At 42.1% G+C, this 20,530-nt stretch carries 24 protein-coding genes and 2 pseudogenes; 16 read left to right on the forward strand and 10 right to left on the reverse strand.

The genetic code is table 11. The features are described 5' to 3' along the window. Positions 1 to 53: 53 nt before the first annotated feature. The 4 genes from nifU to nifB form a co-directional block, all read right to left on the reverse strand. Complete coding sequence (gene nifU, locus ACEW80_RS02015) at positions 54 to 953, reverse strand: Fe-S cluster assembly protein NifU (protein WP_373524993.1); 900 nt, start codon at positions 951 to 953, stop codon at positions 54 to 56. Between the two features lie 121 nt (positions 954 to 1,074). Beyond that, entirely contained in the window at positions 1,075 to 2,283 is a 1,209-nt protein-coding gene (nifS, locus tag ACEW80_RS02020) for a cysteine desulfurase NifS (RefSeq protein ID WP_373524994.1), read from the reverse strand. Positions 2,284 to 2,411: 128 nt separating this feature from the next. Further along, positions 2,412 to 2,765 (reverse strand): DUF362 domain-containing protein, encoded by a 354-nt coding sequence (locus ACEW80_RS02025; protein ID WP_373524995.1) that lies wholly within the window; start codon positions 2,763 to 2,765, stop codon positions 2,412 to 2,414. A 260-nt stretch (positions 2,766 to 3,025) separates the two neighbouring features. Continuing rightward, positions 3,026 to 4,375: a nitrogenase cofactor biosynthesis protein NifB gene (gene nifB, locus ACEW80_RS02030; protein WP_373524996.1), complete on the reverse strand. Its 1,350-nt coding sequence runs from the start codon at positions 4,373 to 4,375 to the stop codon at positions 3,026 to 3,028. Between nifB and ACEW80_RS02035 the strand changes: the two genes are divergently transcribed. Further along, the gene (locus tag ACEW80_RS02035) at positions 4,344 to 4,616 is read left to right on the forward strand and encodes a hypothetical protein (RefSeq protein ID WP_373524997.1); all 273 of its coding nucleotides are present in this window, start codon (positions 4,344 to 4,346) and stop codon (positions 4,614 to 4,616) included. The two genes, nifB and ACEW80_RS02035, sit on opposite strands and share 32 nt — an antisense overlap. Before the next feature lie 795 nt (positions 4,617 to 5,411). Here ACEW80_RS02035 and ACEW80_RS02040 read toward each other — a convergent pair. Further along, the gene (locus tag ACEW80_RS02040; protein WP_373524998.1) at positions 5,412 to 5,579 is read right to left on the reverse strand and encodes a hypothetical protein; all 168 of its coding nucleotides are present in this window, start codon (positions 5,577 to 5,579) and stop codon (positions 5,412 to 5,414) included. On the opposite strand from ACEW80_RS02040, the gene ACEW80_RS02045 reads away from it, so the two are divergent. Further along, complete coding sequence (locus ACEW80_RS02045; protein ID WP_373524999.1) at positions 5,569 to 6,147, forward strand: Uma2 family endonuclease; 579 nt, start codon at positions 5,569 to 5,571, stop codon at positions 6,145 to 6,147. The genes ACEW80_RS02040 and ACEW80_RS02045 overlap by 11 nt on opposite strands. A gap of 88 nt (positions 6,148 to 6,235) precedes the next feature. On the opposite strand, the pseudogene ACEW80_RS02050 reads toward ACEW80_RS02045, so the two are convergent. Together ACEW80_RS02050 and ACEW80_RS02055 are read right to left on the reverse strand one after the other, a co-directional pair. Then, positions 6,236 to 6,376 (reverse strand): annotated as a pseudogene (locus ACEW80_RS02050) (element excision factor XisI family protein); the annotation flags it as partial. 395 nt (positions 6,377 to 6,771) lie between these two features. Beyond that, positions 6,772 to 8,397, reverse strand: coding sequence for a sorbosone dehydrogenase family protein (locus tag ACEW80_RS02055; protein WP_373525000.1), 1,626 nt, complete (start codon positions 8,395 to 8,397; stop codon positions 6,772 to 6,774). Positions 8,398 to 8,911: 514 nt separating this feature from the next. Between ACEW80_RS02055 and ACEW80_RS02060 the strand changes: the two genes are divergently transcribed. The 7 genes and pseudogenes from ACEW80_RS02060 (at position 8,912) to ACEW80_RS02090 (ending at position 11,300) form a co-directional block, all read left to right on the forward strand. Continuing rightward, on the forward strand, positions 8,912 to 9,364 hold the full coding sequence (locus ACEW80_RS02060; RefSeq protein WP_373525001.1) for a hypothetical protein: 453 nt from the start codon (positions 8,912 to 8,914) through the stop codon (positions 9,362 to 9,364). Between the two features lie 143 nt (positions 9,365 to 9,507). Continuing rightward, on the forward strand, positions 9,508 to 9,762 hold the full coding sequence (locus ACEW80_RS02065) for a hypothetical protein (RefSeq protein ID WP_373525002.1): 255 nt from the start codon (positions 9,508 to 9,510) through the stop codon (positions 9,760 to 9,762). 9 nt (positions 9,763 to 9,771) lie between these two features. Then, positions 9,772 to 9,939, forward strand: a pseudogene (locus ACEW80_RS02070) (HNH endonuclease); the annotation flags it as partial. Positions 9,940 to 10,137: 198 nt separating this feature from the next. Continuing rightward, complete coding sequence (locus ACEW80_RS02075; protein ID WP_373525003.1) at positions 10,138 to 10,614, forward strand: hypothetical protein; 477 nt, start codon at positions 10,138 to 10,140, stop codon at positions 10,612 to 10,614. Positions 10,615 to 10,722: 108 nt separating this feature from the next. Beyond that, a complete protein-coding gene (locus tag ACEW80_RS02080) occupies positions 10,723 to 11,007 on the forward strand; it encodes a hypothetical protein (protein WP_373525004.1) in 285 nt (94 codons plus the stop codon). 22 nt (positions 11,008 to 11,029) lie between these two features. Further along, complete coding sequence (locus ACEW80_RS02085; protein WP_373525015.1) at positions 11,030 to 11,098, forward strand: hypothetical protein; 69 nt, start codon at positions 11,030 to 11,032, stop codon at positions 11,096 to 11,098. Positions 11,099 to 11,108: 10 nt separating this feature from the next. After that, positions 11,109 to 11,300, forward strand: coding sequence for a hypothetical protein (locus ACEW80_RS02090; RefSeq protein WP_373525005.1), 192 nt, complete (start codon positions 11,109 to 11,111; stop codon positions 11,298 to 11,300). 129 nt (positions 11,301 to 11,429) lie between these two features. Here the strand turns inward: ACEW80_RS02090 and ACEW80_RS02095 are convergent, their stop codons facing one another. Both ACEW80_RS02095 and ACEW80_RS02100 read right to left on the reverse strand, forming a co-directional pair. After that, the gene (locus ACEW80_RS02095; RefSeq protein WP_373525006.1) at positions 11,430 to 12,023 is read right to left on the reverse strand and encodes a Uma2 family endonuclease; all 594 of its coding nucleotides are present in this window, start codon (positions 12,021 to 12,023) and stop codon (positions 11,430 to 11,432) included. 189 nt (positions 12,024 to 12,212) lie between these two features. Continuing rightward, the gene (locus ACEW80_RS02100; RefSeq protein WP_373525007.1) at positions 12,213 to 13,970 is read right to left on the reverse strand and encodes a tetratricopeptide repeat protein; all 1,758 of its coding nucleotides are present in this window, start codon (positions 13,968 to 13,970) and stop codon (positions 12,213 to 12,215) included. A gap of 228 nt (positions 13,971 to 14,198) precedes the next feature. On the opposite strand from ACEW80_RS02100, the gene ACEW80_RS02105 reads away from it, so the two are divergent. Then, entirely contained in the window at positions 14,199 to 14,438 is a 240-nt protein-coding gene (locus ACEW80_RS02105; RefSeq protein ID WP_373525008.1) for a hypothetical protein, read from the forward strand. 422 nt (positions 14,439 to 14,860) lie between these two features. On the opposite strand, the gene ACEW80_RS02110 is transcribed toward ACEW80_RS02105, so the two are convergent. Continuing rightward, on the reverse strand, positions 14,861 to 16,207 hold the full coding sequence (locus ACEW80_RS02110; protein WP_373525009.1) for an NAD(P)/FAD-dependent oxidoreductase: 1,347 nt from the start codon (positions 16,205 to 16,207) through the stop codon (positions 14,861 to 14,863). Positions 16,208 to 16,914: 707 nt separating this feature from the next. Here ACEW80_RS02110 and cysE point away from each other — a divergent pair. The 6 genes from cysE (at position 16,915) to nifT (ending at position 20,407) form a co-directional block, all read left to right on the forward strand. Beyond that, positions 16,915 to 17,739 carry a serine O-acetyltransferase gene (gene cysE / locus ACEW80_RS02115; protein ID WP_373525010.1) on the forward strand — a complete coding sequence of 275 codons (825 nt, stop codon included), beginning with the start codon at positions 16,915 to 16,917 and terminating at the stop codon, positions 17,737 to 17,739. Continuing rightward, entirely contained in the window at positions 17,740 to 17,985 is a 246-nt protein-coding gene (locus ACEW80_RS02120) for an Asr1405/Asl0597 family protein (protein WP_373525011.1), read from the forward strand. 267 nt (positions 17,986 to 18,252) lie between these two features. Beyond that, the gene (locus ACEW80_RS02125) at positions 18,253 to 18,450 is read left to right on the forward strand and encodes a DUF2949 domain-containing protein (RefSeq protein ID WP_373525012.1); all 198 of its coding nucleotides are present in this window, start codon (positions 18,253 to 18,255) and stop codon (positions 18,448 to 18,450) included. Between the two features lie 371 nt (positions 18,451 to 18,821). Beyond that, positions 18,822 to 19,955: a homocitrate synthase gene (nifV, locus tag ACEW80_RS02130; RefSeq protein ID WP_373525013.1), complete on the forward strand. Its 1,134-nt coding sequence runs from the start codon at positions 18,822 to 18,824 to the stop codon at positions 19,953 to 19,955. Then, positions 19,942 to 20,229: a nitrogen fixation protein NifZ gene (locus tag ACEW80_RS02135; protein ID WP_373525014.1), complete on the forward strand. Its 288-nt coding sequence runs from the start codon at positions 19,942 to 19,944 to the stop codon at positions 20,227 to 20,229. The genes nifV and ACEW80_RS02135 overlap by 14 nt, the downstream gene beginning before the upstream one ends. Then, positions 20,204 to 20,407, forward strand: coding sequence for a putative nitrogen fixation protein NifT (gene nifT / locus ACEW80_RS02140; protein WP_114083693.1), 204 nt, complete (start codon positions 20,204 to 20,206; stop codon positions 20,405 to 20,407). The genes ACEW80_RS02135 and nifT overlap by 26 nt, the downstream gene beginning before the upstream one ends. Positions 20,408 to 20,530 lie beyond the last annotated feature (123 nt).

Raw genomic sequence — 20,530 nt, forward strand, 5'->3', positions numbered from 1 at the left:
TGAAGGCATATTAGGGCGTATTTGTAAAGTGGGTTAAGTCAAGAAAGCAATTCCTAAACTGCTTCGACTACAAGGCTCTTGCTGACACGATCTTGTAATCTGGCTTCGATCGCAATTTTCAGAGTTGCTGTACTACTAGAACAGGAACCGCAAGCACCTTGTAGTACAACTTTAACGCGATCGCCTTCTACATCATAGAGTTCTACGTCTCCCCCGTCAGCGATGAGTACGGGTCTGACTTCTTCATCGAGAACCTTTTGAATTAGAGCAATCTTTTGCACGTTGGTTAGCGATCGCTGCTTAGAGGTAACAATTTCTGTGGCAACCTTTACGCCATAGTTGTTCAGTTCAGGTGCGGCGAGTTCCTGTTGCACTGATTTAATAATATCATCAATGTTTGCTAAACAGGAACCGCATCCGCCACCAGCTTTCACATAATTTGTTACTTGCTCGGCACCAGTGAGATGATTTTCTAGAATCACACGACGAATCTTAGACTCGGTAATTCCAAAGCAACTGCAAATTAACGCGCCTTCATCATCATCGTCATGGGTAGCTAGAGGAATGCCACGATAATTATAAATAGCGGCTTCTAGCGCTTCTTGTCCCATGACAGAGCAGTGCATCTTCGCTTCTGGCAATCCACCCAGGTAATCTGCAATGTCTTTATTGGACACTTTCAGGGCTTCATCTAAGGTTAAACCTTTGATCATTTCGGTTAATGCACTAGAAGATGCGATCGCACTTGTACAGCCAAAGGTTTGAAAGCGAGCATCTAAAATCTTATCAGATTCTACTTCCACTTTGAGGTGTAGTCTCAGAGCATCACCGCAAGCAATGCTACCGATTTCTCCCATTGAAACCTTAACCCCAGTTTCGCCCGTTTCTTCAATTGCTCCCTGATTTTTGGGATCGTAAAACAGTTCTAATACTTTATCAGTGTAGTCCCACATATTATTAAGTGCTGAGTGGTGAGTGCTGTTAGCGGTAGCGGGGCGTTTAGCCCGTGATGAGTGGGGAGTGGGGAGTGGAGAGTAGTAAATTCTTTATTCCCTACTCCCTATTCCCTATTCCCTAGCGATGCGCCAGTGCTTGCTCTTGTTCTTGCAGCCAACCCGCATTATCATTTTTGAAGGGTGAGAGGGCGCGTAAACGTTCCACAATACTGGGCATTACCTCTATCACTTGATCGATTTCCGCTTCTGTGGTGTAGCGACAAAGGCTGAAGCGAATGGAACCGTGCAAAGTTGTGTAGGGTAAGCCCATAGCCCGAAGGACGTGGGAAGGTTCCAGTGAGCCGGAGGTGCAAGCAGAACCGGATGAGGCGCAGATACCGTATTTATTCAAGGATAGTAAGATAGCTTCACCTTCAATATACTTGAAGCCGATATTTGTAGTGTTGGGCAATCTCTGCGTAGCGTCACCGTTAACGACACAATCGGGAATTGTAGCGAGTAAAGTTTGTTCTAGGCGATCGCGCAGTCTTCTTTCTCTTTTGGTCGCTTCTTCTAAGTGTAACAGTTCCAGTTGGGCAGCTTTGCCCAAGGCAATAATTGCTGGAACATTCTCAGTTCCCGCCCTCCGTCCGCGTTCTTGGTGTCCGCCAATCATGAAGGGACGGAACCGAACCCCGCGCCGGATATATAAAGCCCCAATTCCTTTTGGCCCGTGCAGCTTATGACCAGACAGGGTTAACATATCTACGGTGCTAGTCTTCATATTCAAGGGGATTTTGCCCACTACTTGCACCGCATCTACATGGAAGATAGCGCCATATTCTTTTACCCGCAACCCAATCTGCTCAATCGGGAAAACCGTGCCGGTTTCATTATTAGCATACATAATAGTCACCAAGGCGGTGTTACCCGTCAAGGAAGCTTCTAGTTCATCTAAATCTAGCTGCCCTTGATGATTTACTGATAGATAGGTAACAGTGTAACCTTGGGTTTCTAATTGTTTGCAGACATTGAGTACTGCTGGATGTTCAACTTGGGTGGTGATGATGTGTCGCTTTTCTGGTTGCGCCAACAGTGCGGCTCGAATCGCCGCGTTATCTCCCTCAGTACCGCAACTTGTGTAGACAATTTCTGACTCATCGGCTCCCAGGATGGCTGCAAGTTGTTCTCTTGCTGTTCTCACTGCTTTACCGACTTGCCCACCAAAGCTATGCATACTAGAGGGATTGCCGTAATAGTCCGTCAGGTAAGGCAGCATTACCTCTATAACTTCTGGGTCTACCTTAGTGGTGGCATTATTATCGAGATAGATGCAGTTTTTTTGCATTGTTGTCTTCAATTACGAATTACAAATTATTTAGGACTGACGCAAAATTGTCTCAAAAACCTGATTTGTCGTAGTGGTAATTGATGAATTACCGCTACTTCAGTACTTTTGTGCGTAAGTTTTGTTATTTAGGCTTCTGCTCCCATTGTTTGGGGTTGACGCTTTTGTAACTGTTCAGAGTATTTCTGGGTATAGCAGTTAAACCAACGTTCCCAGTAATCTTGTTTATTAGTTAATTTAGCAACTACGCGGTTGTAATTGGTAAACCAGCCTTCCCAGTAATCGCTAGGCTGCTTAACGCAAGCGTCGCAAGTGGGACAACCAGCTTTACACTGAGGCATGGTATGAATGCTATCAACGCAGTTTGTACAAAGTTCAGAGTCAATCCAGTGTTGTCCTTCAACTATCTTAATTGCACCAGTGGGACATACAGATAGACAGAGATTGCAGGAAATACACTGGCTAGTAATTTTGTAAGCCATGATTATTGTCCTTATGGGAAGTGGGGAGTGGGGAATGTAGCTCTGTCAATGTGATATGTAGCTTGAATTTCATATTCGTTGAAACAAAATTTTCAATTGTTCTTTTAGAATTTTGAAAATTCCGAGTTCAAAGGTGCAACTGCCGAGTTTAAAGGCTCAACTGGCGAGTTCAGAGGCTCGTAATGAATACAAAACTCACCTTGACAGCGCTATTGGTAAGTGGGGAGTGGTGAATATTGAAATTCCCTACTCCCTAATCCCTATTCCTTATTCCCTAATTCCTTAACGTATTGCTCGTAAAACTCCAAAGCAACCTTTTCAATCACGTCGTAAGCTTCAACAGACTGTATTCCAGCTTGTTGCAATTTTTCTTGAGGACTGTTACCAATCTTGGAGACTAAAACTGCTTTGCAATCTGCGATCGCTTTCATAATATGCTCAAAGGAAGCTTCTTCGCTGTATCCACCTTGGCAGTATTGGTCAATTTTGCGATGACCGACAAAGCGAGCATCGTTTCCATCCACTTCGTAAATTTGGAATTCTTTGGCATGACCGAAGTGCTGGTTAACCAATCCGCCGCCTTTGGTTGCTACTGCAACGAGGATTTTAGGACTGTTGGCAAATTTCTTGCCGACTAGCGCCTTGTCTTTGGCTACTTTCAGTTCTTCTTTAAACTTCTCAATCCCGTCGTGAACTTCTTGACGTTTCTCCATGTCATATTCTGGAGTCATTTCCAAGAATTTCTCTTTGGAAAACTCCTGACTGCGGTCTTCTCCCAATAATCCGACTGCATCGGCACGACACTGGCGACAGTGACGCATCATTTTCATGTTACCGGAGCAATTGTCTTGAACTTCTTTAAGTTCTTTGGGTGTGGGACCGCGTTGACCGATTAAACCGAAGTGTGTGCCATGTTCGGGTGCAGAAATCAATGGCATGATGTTGTGTAAGAATGCACCTTTTTCACGAATGACTCGATTCACTTCAACTAAGTGATGGTCATTAATTCCGGGAATCATCACGGAGTTAACTTTGCACAAGATGTCCGCATCTTTGAGGGCTTGCAATCCTTCCATCTGTCTTTCGTGGAGAATTGTCGCGCCTTCAATGCCTCTATAACGCTTGCGTCTGTAGTGAACCCAAGGATAAATCTTAGCACCGATCTCTGGATCTACCATGTTAATGGTGATCGTAACGTGATCTATATTTAATTGTTTAATGCGATCGATGTAGTCAGGCAGCATTAAACCATTGGTTGATAAACACAGCTTGATGTCTGGTGCTTGCGCTGCAATCAACTCAAATGTGCGGAAAGTCTTCTCTGGGTTTGCCAAAGGGTCGCCAGGGCCAGCAATTCCCACAACTGTCATTTGAGGAATCTTGCCGCCAATGACCAAAGCTTTGTGTGCAGCTTCTTCTGGGGTTAGCAATTCGCTAACTACTCCAGGACGGCTTTCGTTAGCGCAATCATATTTACGGTTGCAATAGTTGCATTGAATGTTGCAGGCGGGAGCAACTGCAACGTGCAACCGGGCGTAGTGGTGATGGGCGTCTTCGCTGTAGCAGGGATGTTTCGCAATGCGTTCTTCGAGCTTTTGGTCCCTTTCCACTGTGGCGCTGCTGGGGCTGTCGCAGCCGCAACCACCTGATTTTGCTTGGGTTGTTGGCGATTCCGTGGCGGGGGAGTTAAGGAGTCGTGTAGACGGTGATGTCATTGAGTTTCGCAAAAGGTCGGTGGACTTGGCTGCCACTGTGGGAGATGCTGTTGCTAATGTCTATGCCCAGGAATTGAAGTCGCGTCTTCCACACTGCCTGCAAACGCCAGGGTTTGGGCGACTTGTTTTCAAGTAATGCAGGCGATAAATCTGGTTCTTCGGCTGGTGTGTCAAGGTTCGGTTCTTGGGTAGAATTTGTGCTTACAGCCGCGACTTCTATTCACTTTTGGCATAGTGCTATGTCATCCCTCCACTCACTCTTCGCTTCGTTTCAGAGCGTTAAGTGATTGGCGATATAAGATTTATAGCAGCCGTGTCTAACCTGATGTTGCGTCTATCTAGGCTAGAATTTATTGGATTTATTACGGTTGTACTCAAGTAAGAAAAACCCTAATTCTTCAAGCATTACAAGAATTAAAAATTTATTTTTCGGGTAGGGGTTCTAGTGTTTTTTGGTTGGGGTTCGAGTATTTATAGATAGGGGTTCAGGATTCTTTTGTACTCACTCACAACCCAAACCCAGCAAAGACTTTAGCCTACTTTAAACTGGTTTTGAGCTATCTAAATGTGTACTCAGACTAACCTCAAATTCTGTCAAAAGCAATAAATGCCAAGGGTTTGAGGGTGAAAACTGGAGTAATCTATATCGTTTTACTCCAGAAAAAAGCGAAATTCAATTCTGTATCTAACATATCATTTTTTTGAGGGTAAAAATGCAATTTATATTTTTTTAATTTTTGCTTTGACAATCATATTCAATTGTGGTTCTAACTCTTGTCTGATAAATCGTTTGAGCTAGTGAAAACAGATGTGTTGCTGCACATCTGTTTTCAAAATGCCTAACTTTCCAGTGTTTTTTTTCATTCCCACAATTAGGAGATGGATAGGAAAGTCTCAGATTTTGTGTTTGAGAGAAACAACAAACTATAATCTAACATGATTGTGCGATCGCAATGATTTTTTTTAATTGCTCGTTACGAACTTTAGCAATGCCAACGCTACGCCAATGGCGGGCTATCGCCAACGCTCTTTGTTGCTGATACCATTTAGCTACAATCAAACCAAGCGTGAAAAAATCTTTCTTATTTATGATCGCCATCCCGCAACAACTGCCAAAAATGACCGTTGAGGAATATCTCGAATGGGAACCTCAGCAAGACCTTCGCTACGAATATGCCAATGGCGAAGTGTTTGCTATGACAGGCGGTACAATTCCCCATAACGACATTGCACTAAATCTCTACAGAGCTTTGTACCCCCATTTGCGTTTCAGGGGTTGTCGAGTGAATGTGTCAGACGTGAAAGTGCAACTCACTCCCCAGAGCCGCTACTATTATCCTGATGTGATTGTCAGTTGCGACCCCCAAGACCTCAATGCCCACAAATTTATTCAACATCCCAAGCTGATTGTCGAAGTTCTTTCCCCAGGGACAAGCGCTAAAGACCGGGATGAAAAATTCACTTATTATCTGACAATCCCTAGTTTGCAAGAGTATATCTTGATTGATTCAGAAAAAATCTCCGTTGAGCGTTACTGTCGGGGTGAGGGTAGGATGTGGCTTTATTATTCCTACGCGGCTGGAGATATCGTCGCTCTATCGAGCATTGAATTTGAATGTCCGATTGAATTGCTATATGAAAGTGTTATATTTCCGACTGAAGAATAATGTATTTTCTCGAAAAGCGTTGGCGATAGCCCGCCGTACCCTTTGGGATCTTGCTACGCGTAGCGTCTCGTAGAGAAGGCATCGCACCTCAAGCAACTGCATAACCTGTGTAGGGTCTTAATTCCGGTGGACGAAACCCCAAAACGATGTGTTCTTTAGGAATTCCAGCCCGTTCTAAATCGGCGGCAATGCCTTCTTCAGTGCCATCCCGTTGAATCCAGATTTTACCATAAACTTTACCACTGTTGCGCGATCGCACAGAAAATGACCCAGATGAGCAAGTGCGGAAATTTGGTCAGGAGAAGTTGGCACAATTAGAGAAGTAAAAGAGTAGTGAAAATATTAATAATACAGAAATTCGTCAGCCAAGATGCTTTTATTCAAAGCTTTACTGCCTCTGAAAAGATGATCGAGTTCAAAATGCAGACTTGGGTGTATTGATGAATTAGCGTTAATAATTAACAGTCAATGGTCTAAAAAAGCGTCTTGTATACCCATTCCTTCTAGGGACGGGCATACAAGATGCCTTTTTCTAAGCCAAAAGCAGCACAGGTGGCTTATGAGGTGAATGTTTGGTTTGGCTGGGGCAGAGGAGCATCCCAAACTTACAAAGAAAATTTGGTGCTACTTTACCTCTATATACGATATTATGTCGTTCAAGTCATTTCCGACATATTCATAATCACCAGCACTATACTCACGGCATAGACCACCAGTTTCATGTTGGCACACACGTACTACTGTACCCGGTGGTACAGTTAATGAGCTAATAGTGTCATTACCAACAATATTTAAGTCACCTTTGTTAGCTTTGTATACTCCTGGACTTGCAGGAAAAGACTGGGAAACTCCATTAAAATTAGAGTGAAGGTAGACCTTAACCTCTAACGGCTTGTTGTAGGAGAGCTTGTAGATAGTGCCGCTGTAGTCATCCGAGATTAACATATTACCCTGCTGATCGACTGCCATATCCACGGGTCGCCCCCAGATTGCTTGCGTTGCCTCAATTACCCAACCGTTGACTAAATCTATCTGATCTCCTGGGAGCTTTGTCTTACCGTCCCAGGGATGGTAAGTTACTTTGTAACCCGTTCTTTCCCGCCGATTCCATGAACCGTGCAGCCCTACCACTACCCCATTTGAATACAAGCTGGGAAAGTTCGTATTTTGTAAAAAGGTTAGTCCCAACGGAGCCGAATGCGCTTGGATACCCTTGTTAATTCTGTCCATCGCATTGCAATCAACATCTCCATCAGCATTGAACTGATAGTCGCGGTCGAATGGCATATTGTTGAGGCCATTTGGCGTGTCAGGATTGGGGTTGCAGAAGGGCCAACCGTAGTTGCCGCCATCTCGGACTTTCGTCAACTCCTCTGGTGGGTGGTTGTCTACGTAAGATTGGATAATTTTACCGTAGTTGCCAGTACTATCGTTGAAGGGATAGGCAATGTTGTCTCGATTATTGACGGCTACCCAGAGGTCATTTGTATCAGGCACGAATGCCAGTCCTTCGGCATTGCGTAAGCCTTCGGCAAAAAGCCGCTGATTGCCTCCATCAGCATCGTACACGTAAATCGCAGCGCGCTTTGGGTTACTAACAGTATCTTCCACGCAGGCGTTGCACGTCGAGGCGATCGACACGTATAGTTTGTGGTTCTCATCGAGTGCAATATTTTTCAGTTCGTGACCATAAGAGCCTTGCAGTTCTGAGGTGCTGCTGTCTGGTAAATTAGCTACGACGACTTGGCGATTTTTCGCGGTTGTGTCTCCAGATGTGTAGATGAAGCGGTTAATTTGATGAGTCTCGGAGATATAAACGTATGTGATGCTGCCAATTGTGTGAAACACCATGTCGTGTGGTCTGCGTAAACCTGTCACGAAGTCAGAAATAATTGGGTCTTTGCTACCATTTGGCTGCACAATTAGCACTTTACCTGTACTTGGCTGCGAGACTAGAAGATCCCCATTGGGAGCAACTGCCATAAAGCGAGGTTTGTCAATACGAGCATAAACAGAGACGGAGAAATTGGGCGGTACTTTTAAGTAACGGTCAATATTAAAAGGCCCATAGTTCATTGTACTAGGCACTTTCACCTTGGTTTCAACTGACGCAGCTGGGGCTTGACCAAACGCTGCGGTGGGAAAAATCTCTAAGGACATCAGACTAGTGAGTGAGGCAGTCAAACTAACTAGCGATGCGGATAGTATACGTCCGAGTATTTGAGTTGGATTTCGAGTAAACACAACCATTTTGAACCTCCTTTATAGTGGTCTAGGGATATATATTACACATAACTCTCGGCTGGTCAATTTTTTCGAGAGTTGAATAAAGTTTACTAAAGGATACTAGTTTTCGAGAATCATTCATTAGGTATATTTATTTACTCAGGCTTTTTCATAATCACTGTTGCAAGATTTAATAAAAAATGATCCAGCACAAAAAGTGCGGGGATTTGCTCACAGGAAGTCGGCACAATTAGAGAAGTTGTCTGATCAAATAAGGGTGATTGCGACCTAAGGGAAGTAATGCCAGGAAGCTTGCAATTGCGTTGTTTTACTTCGTTTCACTCGCAATAATATATTACAGTTGATTGGCCGGAAATTATAATTGCAGCCTCAAAAACAAGATTCTCAACTTCTTTAATTAGTAGAGAATCTGAGTTTGTTGCTACTAAACTAAAAATTACCACAAAATGTGCGTATCCTCTCATGAGCGGATTGTTTCTGCAATAACTCTGGAATTCGGAAACATTTAGTCAAGCTGGTGTATATACTTATAGTCAAACTCTCAACAGAAGCGAGTATTATCCTGGAGTGGTTAGCTCTTTGGGGTGTAACTCAGTCCACCGGGTTGATTTTTAAACCCATTCTGGAAGACTTAGCCAAGGATGCTGCTAAAGATTGGGCTAAAGATTTATTAAAAGGCATCCCTGGTAAGATTTTCCAGAAACTGAAGAAGGAAGACGTAGAAATTGCTGCTGGTAAAGCGTTAAAGGAATTTTTGCAACTCATGCAGCAGCAGTTAAAGGTTCGTTGTAAACTTGCTGAAACTGAGATTAAAGAGTACACCACAGACATCAAGAAATTTATCAGCGATAAGTCGGTTATAGAAATTCTTGGTAAGGCTTTTGATATTAATTGTGAATCTCTAGACGCTTTCAGCAAACCATCTAACCATTGTACCTATACTTTAAAAGTTGGCACAATTAAGCAATAATTGACGAGAATATTCCTGTAGAGACGGCGATTTTTCGCGTCTAACGTGCCAGTCTTTCAGACGCGATAAATCGCTGTCTCTACATGAGGGCTTTCTGCTTATGCCATGTAAATCAGTAAAATTAAATAAAAAGAGGTAATCTCATGACTACATCTGTAAATACCACTAAAGTCTACGACGAAATTATAGATTTTATTGCTGCTGGAACCACTCCCCAAAGTGTTATCGATTTCAAACTATCAGATGCAGCCAAAGACCGTTTAGAGGATTTAGTTTATCGGGCAAAAACTGAAGGTCTTACTGGAAGTGACGAGCGAGAGTTAGATCATTTCCTCACGCTAGAGCATATTATGACTTTAGCAAAAGCAAGAGCTAATCAGTACATTAACCCTAAGTAAGTATTCAAAATGCCTCGTCCATATATTAATGCAGAACTGCGGCGTTTAGTTAGCGATCGCGCCGAGCATATTTGCGAATACTGTCTCGTCTCTGAAGTAGATAGATCATCGGGTTGTCAAGTTGACCATATAATCAGCGTCAAACACGGCGGCGCTACAACAGAAGATAATCTCTGTTAGCGACAAGCTTTAATTGCATCTGGTCAGTATCCCTCAGCATTGGCGTTACGGTGCGCTAACACACCCTACTAAACTAAAAATTACAATAAGATGTGCGTAGGCGAAGCCCGTCGTAGACATCGCATCTACCAATGGGAATACTATACTTAGCAACTATTGCTACTTCACCATCAGAACTCCCCAGGTAAATGCATAATGTCTTATCAAAATATCGCTGCCGCCCTTACGCCACAAGATATCCAAGAAATTAAAGCCGCGTTACAGACAGTCCAAAAAAAGCTGCCCTTTCTGATTACTCTTAGCACCGAAGAACGGCGCAAGTTGGTGAAAATGGGCGATAAAAGCCTAGCCTTCGTAAACAATAGCATCACGGCTGCTCAGTCTAACCGTGAAATTCTTCCAGCCACTTTTGACGTTGAAGAAATGGTTCGAGATTATCAGTTAGCCACTACGCTCACTGAACTTTTAATCTCAATTCAGCAAATCAGCGAACAGGTAGATGATACTCTAATGGCAGTTGGTAGTGAAGCTATGACTAGCAGTTTGACTGTTTATGATTACGTTAAGACTGCATCAAAAAAGACTCCAGGCTTAAAAATTGTCGCTGAACAGTTAGGCGAACGCTTTAAAGCTATTGGTAAAGGTAGATCGGCTAAAACTCTCGTCTCTTGATAAATTAATACTCGTCGGCAGTCTCAGATCATTTTCAAAAAATCTTTGCAATAAATAAATTAGCTGTAGGGGCGTACAAATGTACACCCCTATTTTGTTTATCCACCTTTGAACTCCGTCAACGAGTCTTTGAACTGGATGCATCCACCTTTGAACTCCGTTAACGAGTCTTTGAACTGGATGCATCCACCTTTTAACTCCGTCAACGAGTCTTTGAACTGGATGCATCCACCTTTTAACTCCGTCAACGAGTCTTTGAACTGGATGCATCCACCTTTGAACTCCGTCAACGAGTCTTTGAACTGGATGCATCCACCTTTTAACTCCGTCAACGAGTCTTTGAACTGGATAAATCCAATTTCTACCGAGAAATTCAGCTATCCGTTTTGGTGACACAACTGGTAATGTATTTATTTTGGCAGGTGATGAACTGCAAATCCTTGTATTTCGTGATGGAAGTTGGAGATTCGTAAATAAAACCTAATTTTGCAGAAATGTCCACAAAAGAATTGAGGGCGTATGTACTTGCTAATCGGGAAGATATAGAAGCGTTAGAAATCTTATTTAGTCGCCGAACTCCCGACTCAGAAGCAATTATATATCCGTCGATGTTTACTGAAGATGGTAAACCTATAGAAGAGAATAATCGGATAATTGCAGAAGCGATGTCTACGACAAGCCGCTAAGAGCGTCTACGCTCAAAGAATCCAGCAAGAGAAGAATAATCAGGATTAGCTTTGTGTTTGGCTAAGGGCTATTTCATTCTCATCTAGCCCGCTTCAGAATGAATTCGGAGTCTAATAGCGAAAATAAATCTAAAGACGACTGATAATCTGACTATATTCAGTCACAGCATCATATTGGTCAGCCATTCTCGCATATTTTGCTAATAAATCTAAATCTAAATCAGGCAATAAAGTACTTCTAGTAACTTTTATATAGCTGTCACCTTGCAAACAATAAACTGATAATAAGCCATCTTCCCAAAACCAAACTTCGGGTATTCGCAAACGTTGATAAATTTCTAGCTTATTAATTCCGCCACTGGTGACAGTTATTTCCAAAATTAAATCGGGGATAGGTTTTTTTGTGCCTAAATTATAGGAGTCATCGGGTTCCCGCCGCGTTTTGTCTTCCTTTTTACCTATGGTTGCACTTCCCCGTCCATAAAACCGGATATTCTTCGCCCGCATATAGACTTCTAGCAACATCGCCAGAGTTTTTTTATTGTCCTCATGGTCGTCAGAAAGTGGGGACATAATTTCGATAATACTATCTAAATAAGTTAGTCGTGCGCTTGTCCCTGCAAGAGCGACATCAAGCTGTTCTAGCTGTTCCCAACTGACATTGTGCAGAAGAACGTAGGAAGTCTCAGAAGTCGTAGGTTTTTCTAGGACAGGGGAAGACATAAGTTAAACCTAATTAGTGGCTTGTTTCTATCATAAAACTGAGATGGCATAGATCCAGATTATCTTGATTAATCCTGATCACCATAATTTTTTCCTGTTGCGAATAATATTACTGACTTTTTGAACAAGTTGGCGATCTGGTTATTTCTCAAGCTGTTTCATGCGGTTTAGAGCATTTTTATACTTGCTTTATTTTCCTTGTTGTTTATACAAATCGGCAGCCTTACGAAAATCTATAATTGCTGATTGCTTATCTCCTAATTCAGAGCGAGCTACACCCCGGTTGTTGTAAGCATCTGCATAGTTGGGATTAATGTTGATGGCTTGGTTATAATCTTCAATTGCTGCTTGCTTATCTCCTAATTTAGAGCAAGCTGCACCCCGGTTGCAATAAGCACTTGCAAAGTTGGGATTAATGTTGATGGCTTGGTTGTAATCTTCAATTGCTGCTTGCTTATCTCCTAATTCATAGTGAGATACACCCCGGTTGTAATAAGCATTTGCATAATTGGGATTAATGTTGATGGCTTGGTTGTAATCTTCAATTGCTGCTTGCTTATCTCCTAATTCATGGTGAGCTAAACCCCGGTTCTTGTAAGCATTTGCATCTTTGGGAGCAATATTGATAGCTTGGGTGTAGTCTGCAATTGCTGCTTGCTTATCTCCTAATTTAGAGTGAGCTATACCCCGGTTGTAGTAAGCACTTGCATCTTTAGGAGCAATATTGATGGCTTGGGTGTAGTCTGCAATTGCTGCTTGCTTATCTCCTAAATCATCGCGAGCATTACCCCGGTTGAAATAAGCATTTGCATAGTTGGGATTAATGTTGATGGCTTGGTTATAATCTGCAATTGCTGCTTGCTTATCTCCTAACTCACCGCGAGCATTACCCCGGTTGCAATAAGCATTTGCATAGTTGGGATTAATGTTGATGGCTTGGTTATAATCTGCAATTGCACCGCGAAAATCTTTATTGTTATATTTTTCTAATCCTTCCTCATAGTAAGTATCAGCACTTTTCTGTTCTATTATTACTAGATTTGTCAGTCCTAGCAAATAAACAGACTGTGAATTTAACGCTTTTAAAACTTCCTCAGCCGATTGATAACGCTGCTGGTGTTCTTCGTGCAGCAACTTATCCAGCATCAGCCCAAAATTCTGACTCACTGGTTGCTGTAAATGCTTTCTCCAAGTACTAACCCAACCATAACCTTGTCGTTTCCACAACTCCCAAGGGTGAATTCCACTCAACAGATGAAAGCAAGTTGCACCGATACTATATAAATCACTGGCTGGATAAGCTTCACCTCCCTGCATTTGTTCTAATGGTGTATAACCAAAAGAACCGATCGCTGTTCCTGGTTGCGTGATCACCGTTGCTGTCAATTGTTTGGATGCACCAAAGTCAATCAGTACCAACTTCCCATCACCGCGACGAATAATATTTTCTGGCTTAATATCGCGGTGAATGACTTTCTGTTGATGAACTGTTTTGAGAATATCTAACAAATCAAGCAACAATTCTCTGACTTTTTGCTCGTTGAAAATTCCCTGCTGTTGTAATTCCGCTAATAAATTCTGCCCGTCGATAAACTCCTGCACTAAATAGAGGCGATTATCTTCATTAAAATACGCCAAAAGTGTGGGAATTTGGGGATGTTTGCCTAACTGTTGTAGTCGCTTTGCTTCTTGCTCAAATAGTTCTGTGGCTTTGTTGAGTGATGCTGTTCCCTGTACTTGGGGTGCAAATTGTTTAATGAGACAAGGCTCATTGAGTTTGTGTGTATCTTCTGCTAAATAAGTTTTACCAAATCCTCCACTACCTAATGTTTTTATCGGGCGATAGCGGTTTCTCAACACTACCAATCCTGTGCCGCAGTTTGTGCAAAACATTGTGCGATCGCTATTGGGCGGATTGTGGCAATCTGGATTTAGGCAGCAGACCATAAACTGTGTTTTTATTAGCAAAAAAATGTAATTATTATCGCTTAACTATAAGCTATTCATCTGAGAAATCGCAAAATAGGAGATAAATTGAGTTATTCGCACTAGAAATGCTGATTGAATCATCTTTGGCTGACGGTGAACTTCTACCAGAGCCAAAAACAAAACATTAGGAATGTCATTAAAAGTGGCGTTGTAAATCAGTAAAATTAAATAAAAATAGGTAATCTCATGACTACATCTGTAAATACAGCCAAAGTCTATGACGAAATTATCGAGTTTATTGCTGCTGGAACCACTCCCCAAAGTGTTATTGATTTCAAACTCTCGGATACAGCCAAAGACCGTTTAGAGGATCTCGCTTACCGCGCAAAAACTGAAGGGCTTATAGGAAGTGACCAGCAAGAGTTAGATCATTTCCTCACGCTAGAGCATATTATAAGGTTGGTCAAAGCAAAAGCTCATCAATAATATACTCCGGTGTAGGATCGGTTGCTTTCGAGCGATCGCTACTAAAAAAATGCCAGCTACATCTTTCACCTTCTGAGGTTCTATTTGGTTTTGTTGATTTCTAGCCAGTTGCAGAGCAGGAACTGAACTCTGTTGAGCGCTGTATCATTTATGTAGAGCTATTCTACAGCACTCATTTGACAACTGGCGTAGCTGGGACACCAGAAGCGGAAAGTTTTACCTTATCCCCCGTACACTTCTTCACTGTCCCGTTGTGTTGATATCTCCATTGAAACTGCAACTCGAAGTTATGAAATGCCAAATTGCCAAAATTGCTTAGGGTGGTATCTCATCCCCATATTCTTTTCCTGCAACAGCTGATCTTCGCCCAAGATTTGCCACCACACTGCACTCATCACTCCATAGCCCCTTGTGACCTGAAGTTACAGAGGTGTCACAGAAGGCTGTTGCACCGTATTGTTAACAGTTTTTGGTTCTACAATAGCTTCTCGACCTGTAATCAATCTAGAGCGACGATTACGAGTGATATAATTCCAAGCCCACTGAAATACTACTAGTAATTTAGTATCAAACTCGATTAAGAAGTAGATGTGAACTAATAGCCAAAATGCCCAAGCAATGAAACCTGTGAGTTTGATTAAGCCTAAATCTACAACAGCTAAATTTTGCCCAATCATCGCCAAACTACCCACATCGTTGTAATTAAATTGTGGCAAAGTCTTACCTTTAAGCCGTCGTTGAATTAATTTACCTACATACTCTCCTTGTTGTTTAGCTACGGGTGCAACACCAGGTAAGACTTTACTATCTTGGTGGGAGAAGTTAGCTAAATCTCCAATTACGAAAATGTTGTTATAACCCTCGATAGACAAGTCAGGTTCTACAATTACACGTCCTGAGAAATCGCACTCTACACCTGTACTTTCTGTTAAGACTTTCCCCATTGGGGAACCTTGGACACCTGCTGCCCACAATATAGTTTTTGAGGCAATTTCTGTCAATTGATCGCCTTGCTTGAAAGTAACGATATCACCTTCAAGATTTATCACTCTGGTGTGAGTGTGGAGTTCTATACCCAACTTTTGCAAAGATACTGCTGCTGATGCCGATAACTCTGGCGCCATGTGTGGGAGGATGCGAGGGCCGCCTTGTAATAGTAAAATCTTCGTTTCTGAGGTGTCGATGCTGCGGAAATCTTCTTTGAGAGTTTTGTATGCCAACTCGGCGATCGCACCTGCTAATTCTACACCAGTTGGACCACCCCCCACAATCACAAAATTCAAGAAAGCACGGCGAATTTCTGGATCGGTTTCTTTTTCTGCTGCTTCAAATGCGCCAAATATCCGGCGACGCATTTCTATCGCATCTTCCACAGTTTTCAAACCAGGAGCAACTTTTTCCCAGTGATCTTTACCAAAATAGGAATGGTTAGCACCTGTGGCGACAATTAATGTATCATAAGGTACTACTTCATCGCCCAAAATAACTTGTTGCGCTTTTGGATCAATCTCATTTACTTCTCCCAACAACACCTTTGTATTCTTGCTTTTGCTAAATACAGATCGCAATGGTGCGGAAATATCAGAAGGTGATAGCGTACCTGTGGCAACTTGATATAAAAGCGGCTGAAATAGGTGAAAGTTACGTTTATCAATGAGAGTAACATTTACATTCGCTGCATTCAGACCCTTTGCTGCATACAGTCCACCAAAACCACCACCAACGATTACAACCTGATGTGGTGCATTCTTATTAAGTCCAACTGGCATAAGAAATATTCCCTTGTGTTAAGAAGCTGTAACTATTCTTAACAAAGATGTAACAGCATTATGATATAGGTTGCTGTTTATTTAGAACAATTGAAAAAATAATAAAAGTAGTCAAAGTTAGTAATGAGTCATTATTAAAAGAGAACAGTTTAGTAATTATCAATTCGGCGGTATATTTGCACTCATTGAACTGCTTTCCTTCAACACATCTATATAATAAGATATTCACTATGAGCTATAACTAGATTTTGAAACGTATGCATACATACAGACGGCAAATCCTAAAAGAAAATAAAGAAATCTGTTATTCGCCCAACCAAATAATAAGATACTAATAGTAGTAGCGGATACAAAAAAATTATTTTTAGTCTCATTTAACTCATGTTTGAGTGCATCTGAGTACAGCTTAATATATTGCAAAATATCTTGATGAAATGTTTGTCAAGGCTTACAGGTAAAGTTCCTTGTAGCGAGTACAGAAATTCTTTAACCCTGCCCCAAAAAGACTAGCACCCCTATTGTTAAAGACTAGCGCCCCTACCCCAAGACAAATTTTAAGTTTATCTTGGGTAGGGGTTTCGGCGTTTGAGTACAACATTAATCAATCCAATAAATCCAATCAACATTAGTTTTCCTATCTAGTTGGAAGTCGCCTGATATAAGCATAAAAATAGCAGATAACTTTTTCTACCAGATAGACATTACCGATGCGACAGTCTTTAGACAGTATTAGCGAGCGCCAGACTATCAAAACGCCGGATTCTGCACATACATCCCTGCTGAAAAATTTACTCTCTGGCGGTTTTTTTGAGCCATTATTGAGTGATTTTCGCATTATTTTTGAGCGCGATCCCGCAGCCCGGAATTGGCTAGAAGTGGTGTTTTGCTACCCTGGATTGCACGCGCTATGTTTGCATCGTCTGGCTCACTGGTTACATTGTCGAGGAGTGGGTTTTATCCCCCGTTTAATTTCTCATTTGGGGCGATTTTTGACCGGAATTGAAATTCACCCAGGTGCAGAGATTGGTCAGGGCGTGTTTATCGACCACGGAATGGGTGTTGTGATTGGCGAAACTGCGATCGTCGGCGACTATACACTGATTTATCAGGGCGTTACCCTTGGCGGAACTGGTAAAGAAAGCGGTAAACGTCATCCGACAGTGGGCAAAAATGCCGTGATTGGGGCGGGTGCGAAAGTTTTAGGTAATCTGCAAATTGGCGATGGCGTCCGTATTGGTGCAGGTTCGGTTGTCTTGCAAAATGTTCCTAGCGATCGCACTGTGGTGGGAGTTCCTGGGCGAATTATTTTTCGGAACGAAAGCGCCAGCCTTTCTCCCTTAGAACATGGAAAGCTACCCGATGTAGAAGCAACCGTGATTCGTTCTTTAATCTCGCGGATAGAGCAACTCGAAAAACAACTGCAAATTCTAAGACAAGAGTCATTAGTCATTGGTCATTTGTCATTAGCAAATGACATAGACACGCCAGTGGCTTCCCGCAGGGTAGAACAACCGACAAAGGATAAAGGATAAATGACAAATAATACTTTAGGCGATCAAGTTTTGCAGATTCCTTTGAGCGATCGCTGGCGAATCTATCACCGTTTGCAAGAGTTAAAAATTAAGAGTTGCTGTCCCCCCGATGGTTCCTTACGAGTGCAAGTGAACAATTTGCTAGAAGTAATTCTAATTCGTAGTACAGTTATGCAATTTCTTGCTTCTCGTCACGAATTAGTAGAGTGGCTAGAGCGTTGCTGGCATTACAGTGATGAATCATGAGTAGAAATAGAAAGTTTTTCATACCCGACTCCCCTCTTTGTTCATAGATGCACAAACCTCGAATAGATTTAGAAGTTGAAGTTACTGTCCGTTAGCAGATTTTGTTGCAGACTGAGAGAGATTAGCCAAGTTTTAGATTTTATCCAGTCTGCTAAATCTAAAATTTCCCTGACATATAGCGACAATTAAAAAGGCGAAATTACCAAATAAAAATTGTAATTTTTTATTTTTAATTCTTTCCAAACTTAAGAAATTGAAAGTTCAACTATGGCAACTCGCAACAGAAATATAAACCTCCTCAACTTTTTGCACAATGAACTTGAACTTTCAAATGCTGATATTGCTGTAGCTCTGCGACACCGGGAATTAGAAAATGGGCCATTACCGATGCTCCTCTGGCAGTATGGTTTAGTTGATTTAGAACAGCTAGGAAAGATTTTTGATTGGCTAGCAGAACAAAGTTAACTAATTTGTATCCATTAACTTTGAGTATCATTATCTGCCTAAATTACACCCCAATGCTCTAGAAAATATGAGGTTACAAAGATGATTACATCCTTAATTGCTGGATTCTGTGTCTTACTTTGTTCCGGATTTGCTAATAGCTATATTAGTTCATTGCTACTCGAACAAATTTCAACTGACATCGGTAAAAACGATTAGTAAATTATACATGGTTTTAGTTTCCTGCCATACAGATGTGATGCTAGTAATTGGTCAATAATTAAGGATCATGTATCCTACATTATGAATTGTGATATTTTTAGCATTTACCATTACTAGGGTTTGTAGAGAGAAAGGATATTAAGAATACTTCCAACAGAGGGATATTTGCAATGAATCAAATCATAATTAATGACACTACGTTACGTGATGGTGAACAAGCCGCAGGTGTTGCTTTTAACCTAGAAGAAAAAGTAGCGATCGCTAAGTTTCTCGATGCTATTGGTATTCCCGAATTAGAAGTTGGTATACCGGCAATGGGTGAGGAAGAAACACGAGCGATCGCCGCAATTTCTGACTTAGGTTTACAAGCAAAACTCTTGGGCTGGAACCGCGCTGTCATCTCAGATATTAAGGCTTCTATCGCCTGCGGTCTGAATCGAGTGCATATTGCCATTCCCGTCTCTGGTATCCAAATTGCCACTAAATTTCACGGTCAATGGCGAGTAAGTTTACAAAAACTCAAAGACTCTATCAGCTTCGCCCTCGATCAAGGTCTTTGGGTAGCAGTCGGCGGAGAAGATTCTTCCAGGGCTGATGAAAACTTCCTCTTAGATGTAGCGCTTTATGCCCAAGAATGGGGTGCATCCCGCTTCCGCTTCTGCGACACCGTAGGAGTTCTCGACCCCTTCACCACCTACACCAAGGTCAAACGGCTAGTTTCAGCGTTGATGATTCCCTTAGAAATCCACACGCATAATGATTTTGGTATGGCAACTGCCAACGCCCTTGCGGGTATCAAAGCCGGAGCTTCATCAGTGAATACCACAGTCAACGGATTAGGTGAAAGGGCGGGAAATGCAGCTTTAGAAGAAGTTGTCATGGCTATAAAACGCATCTACGGCGTTGATTTGGGCATTGACACTCCCAGTTTGCTGGAACTGTCTCAACTAGTTGCAGCCGCATCCGGTGCTAGTGTACCACCCTGGAAGGCGATCGTTGGCGAAAATACTTTTGCTCACGAATCTGGCATCCATGCTCATGGGGTATTACAAAACCCCATCACCTACGAACCATTTGCCCCTGAAGAGGTGGGTTGGGAACGGCGTTTAGTAGTAGGTAAACATTCTGGACGGCATTTAGTTGCTAACTTGCTAGAACAGCATGGAATTTTCTTGAACTCTCAAGAAACCCAATCTGTTTTAGATGCAGTGCGCCATCAATCGGTACAGAAAAAACGCAGTTTGACGACAGAAGAATTGTTGAATTTGGTCAGAGAACAGAGGTACTCTCATGCAACGCGATGAATTAGAACTAAACTTGCCACCCGCTTTTGAAATTGGTGAAAAAGTCAGAGTTCGTAAACTGCTAAAAAACGATGGTACTTTTCCTGGTAAAGAAGTTGGGCAAGTTTTGGTAAACAAAGGAGATATCGGTTACATAGCGAGTATAGGCACATATTTGCAGACTTCCTATATATATGCTGTGCATTTCTTGGAAACAGGGTTCGTCGTCGGCTGTATGAAAAAAGAACTAGAATCTGTTGAGGAATCTCATGAAAGTAATGCTACGAATGAATGATGCCGGCACTTTAGTAGTTTACGTTGCTAAAAAAGACCTGGAAGAAGAAGTCGTCAAACAAACCGATGGAAATGATGGCAAGATTCTCACCCTAGCAAATGGTTGGGAATTAGAATTTCGTGATTTGCCAGACACAGCAAATTTACCTCAAACAGTAGAAGCTAAACGCCTCGCTTAAAAAACGGGGAGTAGGGAGTAGGGAGTGGGGAGTGAGTGAAATGAGGGGTACAAGGAAGACTAAGCTGTTCCACATTTAAATTGCATAAGCTGGGCGGGCTTTTCAGCCTATCCCACAAGGATT

The sequence above is a fragment of the Nostoc sp. genome (assembly GCF_041747015.1).
Taxonomy (GTDB): domain Bacteria; phylum Cyanobacteriota; class Cyanobacteriia; order Cyanobacteriales; family Nostocaceae; genus Nostoc.